Consider the following 2760-nt stretch of genomic DNA (forward strand, 5'->3'; position numbering starts at 1 on the left):
ATAAGTAACTCACTGATTAATTGAAGATTAAACTCAATTTTACCAGCAACATCATCCCAATTACTCAAAGATTTCTCCTTAAATCATATAACGCCGCAATAACACGTTTACTACGACACAGACTTAGTTGAATTTTACTGCCTTAATCACTGAAACTAAAGACAAACCTACAACGCCGAATGTAGTAAATCGTGTTGATTGCTTTGTTAGCCCTGTATCGCAGCGATTAATTGACTATTTGTAGGCATCATATTTTCTACATTAATCATTTTTATTGGTATTCCTAAATTCAATGCTGTTGTCACTTCCCACTTTACCCATTTGGAATACTGGATAGAGTTCGTCCTAAGTAACAGCAATATATTTGATTCTTTCAATTCAGACTCAACACGAGCTTGTTTATCTTCAGAATCATTATGAATTAAATCAATAAACGGCTTACCAAATATTGATATAGGTTCAACTAATGCAGCAAGAGATTGATGATTTATGATCGAGTCTCTAGTTGTGTAGCTTACAAAAATTTTCATATTAATATGTACGCTCAACCCAAAAGAAATTCTCAAGCAATATTACAGTAAAACACACAGATAATATGTAGTAGTACAAATGCATTGAACGATTAAAGAAGGCTTGAGACCATGAATTTACTTTAAGTGACTTATTTTCAATTTTTACTTCATTCCGAGTTTTTATTTTACTGATTACGTCACTCATTACCTTTCGATTCGCTTTTTGATAAAAGTAAGCTGTTGTATCACAGATCCAAAAACCACAACTTATAACAATACAAACCAACGCGATAATTGAAAAAGATGTTTTTGGTTCAACTTTTAGTAATGCTGCAACGACAACACCAAGAATACCGACACATAACTTCTTGTACTCAAAACACTGATTACTTATTTGTAAGGTTGCTTCATGTAGTTGATCTAATGTTGCCCAATCAACTTCATCGTCACAGCATTTTTTATATTCTTTTCTATTCAAAACAACCTGCTATCTAATTATTGACCAAAAAAAGGGCTAACGCCTGCATAACACGTTTGCTACCATGCAGATTAAGCTCAAATTTACCACTTAACACGGTAAACTCAAAGAAACCTAGAATGCCGAATGTAGCAAATCGTGTTGATGCATTTGTTATGTGCCTAGTTGAAAAACTCGTATATTGATTCTGCTTTTGTTTCAAGGCTAAGAGAATTATGCCCTACAACTGCTACCGAACCTGTATCATTGTTTACAGCAATCAACCAACCATCCATTTTGCGACCAATAGGAATATAAACCGTGTCTATATCAAACAAATCAGACTTCAGCGTTTCAATCCTTCCTTGTAATTTAGTCACATTTTCAGGACATGTTAAAAATTCCATGCACATTTCTGAATTTGAATGTTGAGATGAAATAGCTTTAGTATTTTTTATTTGAACAAATCCAGACCAAAAACAACTATAGTATTCAACAATTGATTCATGAAGCTCTATTCCTAATGCATTTTCTAAATCAGAAAAATCAACTTTTTTATACATGGTAAGGCTATCGGGAAACATGTAAGAATCGAGTTCAGCAATATAATCCTCGTGTGGGTCAAAAGCTATGATTCCTTCCAATTCATTCTTGGTTATAATGCCAATCTCTTCACTATTACCATCCCGTCTAAATACATTTAATAACAAATCTTTCATGGAAATTTCTGACATTTATTACACCTATAATCTAATTATTTTAAATACTCAAATAAGCACATAACGCCGCAATAACACGTGCGAACGACTTACTTACCAAGCCCATTACACTCTAAACCGCGAATGCCGAGTGTAATAGCATCGTGTTGATTGCTTTGTTATGTGTTTTCTAATAGCGTTTGTTTATTGAATAGATACTCTACGTTTGGGTAGGTGACCTTATAGCAATGAATATCGTCGAATATATTCACAAAATCACATTGAATTAAAAACTGGCGTAACATGGCTTCATTTACATTAGACCCTATACCATTAGGATTCATGCCCCATTCATGGTAAATAAAACCAGATATATCAACATACGCTAATTTAGGTTCTCCATTAATAGTATATTGAATCATAAAAATAACTCTATCATCATATATGTGCCCAGCAAACAGATTCGTTTCTTTATATATAGTTTGCATAGACTCTAAAGGGTAATTTTTCGCAGATCCTTTTCCACGTTCACATTTGACTTGTTTATTACTAATCTGTACATAGATATCTGTATTATCTGAAAAATAGCTTTCAAACTCATTTTCACCTAAATAAAGTTTAGAATATGCCTCACATTCAATTGTGACCGTTTCATAAGACTTAATAACCAATGGCTTAGCTAAATCTTTGATCTTAATTTTATGCTTATTATCTATGACGGCATAAATAGATCAAATAGCAAACGTTCTATCTTTATTGTTTTCAATTGACACCGCCTTTATATGCGATGGTAAATCTCGACCACCATTAACAGTATATGACGCTATAAACTTGCAGCCAAATTTTTGTATCGCAAAATAAATAGCGAAACCAGAAGTAAGTAAAATTAAGATCGGCCTAAAATACTCATTCAAAAAATTAATAGATTCTATAAATATGTCCAACATTTCCCCCAAAATACTGGTGTTCCCCTCGAAAAACGAACACTTTATTTTACAAATTTACTTTCAAATTCAAATGGACTCAAGTTGTTTAATGTTGAGTGACTGCGCTTACGATTATAGAAGATCTCAATATATTCAAATATGCCAGT

5 protein-coding genes are annotated in these 2760 nt (G+C 32.7%); all 5 read right to left on the reverse strand.

Annotated elements, in window-relative coordinates:
- Positions 1–206 precede the first annotated feature (206 nt).
- Complete coding sequence (locus tag AACV33_RS00795) at positions 207–530, reverse strand: TIR domain-containing protein (RefSeq protein ID WP_182700661.1); 324 nt, start codon at positions 528–530, stop codon at positions 207–209.
- 1 nt (position 531) lies between these two features.
- Entirely contained in the window at positions 532–990 is a 459-nt protein-coding gene (locus AACV33_RS00800) for a hypothetical protein (protein ID WP_182700662.1), read from the reverse strand.
- 161 nt (positions 991–1151) lie between these two features.
- Positions 1152–1703: a SecY-interacting protein Syd gene (locus tag AACV33_RS00805; RefSeq protein WP_065611785.1), complete on the reverse strand. Its 552-nt coding sequence runs from the start codon at positions 1701–1703 to the stop codon at positions 1152–1154.
- Between the two features lie 143 nt (positions 1704–1846).
- Positions 1847–2089, reverse strand: coding sequence for a hypothetical protein (locus tag AACV33_RS00810; protein WP_182700663.1), 243 nt, complete (start codon positions 2087–2089; stop codon positions 1847–1849).
- Positions 2090–2655: 566 nt separating this feature from the next.
- A partial coding sequence (locus AACV33_RS00815) for an IS3 family transposase (RefSeq protein WP_182700664.1) occupies positions 2656–2760 on the reverse strand: 105 nt, incomplete at its 5' end.

This window comes from Aliivibrio sp. SR45-2 (assembly GCF_963890165.1).
Lineage (GTDB): Bacteria > Pseudomonadota > Gammaproteobacteria > Enterobacterales > Vibrionaceae > Aliivibrio > Aliivibrio salmonicida.

What these genes read in the sequence shown, in the direction of transcription:
- AACV33_RS00810 (WP_182700663.1), bottom strand. Translation starts at nt 2,089, where the DNA reads ATGATTCAATATACTATTAATGGAGAACCTAAATTAGCGTATGTTGAT.
- AACV33_RS00805 (WP_065611785.1), bottom strand. Translation starts at nt 1,703, where the DNA reads ATGTCAGAAATTTCCATGAAAGATTTGTTATTAAATGTATTTAGACGG.
- AACV33_RS00795 (WP_182700661.1), bottom strand. Translation starts at nt 530, where the DNA reads ATGAAAATTTTTGTAAGCTACACAACTAGAGACTCGATCATAAATCAT.